This window comes from Candidatus Ulvibacter alkanivorans, assembly GCF_003333325.1.
GTDB lineage: Bacteria > Bacteroidota > Bacteroidia > Flavobacteriales > Flavobacteriaceae > Ulvibacter_A > Ulvibacter_A alkanivorans.
The window spans coordinates 1-1,369 of record NZ_QOLC01000063.1; the positions used below are offsets into that span (position 1 = coordinate 1).

A 1,369-nucleotide genomic window follows, 5' to 3' on the forward strand; every position below is an offset into this window, starting at 1 on the left:
ATGGGGTTCCTACTCTGATGCCAGTGACCGTCCTTCGGTTAATGCCGTCAATATTTATGATTGAGCCTCCTGGATATGGCGCACAAGCGGCTCCGGCACAAGTCCATTCGGGGTCATCTAAGTCAAGAAATTCAATTCTTATGTTTGGATTTGAGCAATCTGCGATAAAATTTATTTTAGTTGTTCCAATCATTTCCCATCCAGTCGATTCGTTTAACCAACCAATAATTGTTGATTGGACGGTTGCTGCATTGATGTCCGGATCATCAGAGTAATTAAATATGCAAACTCTTTCCGTAATATTAGTGTAAACATTTGGTGTCGTATTATCAAACATCGACGCATTCAGGTAAAGCGGAACGTTGGCGGTGTTTGCTGAACCCGATAGAAAAGTTAATGCGCTAACAAAAATAATTTTGCAGCGAAAGCCGCGAGTAACATTCATAAACATTAGCAGGTACTCCGTGAGTCAATTATGAGTGCGCATCTCTTGAGTGGGCACAGGTCCGTGAACGCCAAACCTCGGCTCGGTGGGGCGAGTTAACGCTGATTCACTGCTCGGCCAAGGAATTGGCTCTGTGCTAAATGTCACACGCGGGTCTTCGCCGTTTCTGACTTTGATTTTATGTAGTTCGACTAATTTTGAGGTTTTTGACGTACTTGCGATCTCCGGCGTTACATTTATGAGCTCGTCGCCTTGCTCAAATTTGAGGGGGTAATAATCAACGAATACCCCGTTTTGTCGGCCACTCAACAGTAAGAGATTGTTTGAACGTTTCACTTGATCCACAACAAACCCTAGTTTAAATTCATCTAAAGATCCGTCCAGTCTTTTAATTGTGATTGTAGAAGAGATTGGATGGCTTTCTGATTGTTTACTCAAGTCATGCGCCCTAGCAGGCGGTGAAGCGACGAGCAAAATGTTGAAAGAAAATAAAAGCATCACAATCATCGATATTGGCAGAGGGATTTTTAATTCATTCTGCTCGCGAAAGCCTAACGTCTTATCCATTATCTAACTCCAGTGTGGTCCTGACTGTCTAAAGATGAAAGCGCTTATGATTTGGAGGCTATAAATCAATTAGGTTCAAACCCCGATTGAGTTGATACCTGATAAATGTGACAAAAGCTTTACGGTTGGGATGCTATTCCTCGGCGTAGCGGCGGATAACCGTAGACCGCCGCCGCCGACAGCAGCGCGAAGGCGAGCCAGCACATGACGCGACCCGACAGCACTGCGGAACGGCTGGCGAACACATATGCTGCCAGCGCAGCCGCCCAGGTGGCCGCCGCGATGATGGGGTCCCAGAACACCCGTAACCGGTGGAATAGCCATGGCGAGCTGGCGGCGATCAGCAGGATTGCGGGC

The 1,369-nt window shown here is 46.7% G+C and carries 3 protein-coding genes; all 3 read right to left on the reverse strand.

Annotated features, from left to right (window positions below; genetic code table 11):
• Nucleotides 1-445 (reverse strand): hypothetical protein (locus DWA30_RS13650; RefSeq protein ID WP_136073157.1); only part of this gene is annotated, 445 nt, incomplete at its 3' end.
• Between the two features lie 24 nt (nucleotides 446-469).
• Nucleotides 470-1,012: a hypothetical protein gene (locus tag DWA30_RS13655; RefSeq protein WP_114491459.1), complete on the reverse strand. Its 543-nt coding sequence runs from the start codon at nucleotides 1,010-1,012 to the stop codon at nucleotides 470-472.
• A 119-nt stretch (nucleotides 1,013-1,131) separates the two neighbouring features.
• Nucleotides 1,132-1,369, reverse strand: a 238-nt coding sequence (locus DWA30_RS13660) for a hypothetical protein (protein WP_168421738.1), incomplete at its 5' end; no start/stop codon positions are given.

Bases quoted from the DNA above. Each gene is read 5' to 3' on its own strand.
- DWA30_RS13655 (WP_114491459.1), bottom strand. From the start codon at position 1,012: ATGGATAAGACGTTAGGCTTTCGCGAGCAGAATGAATTAAAAATCCCT.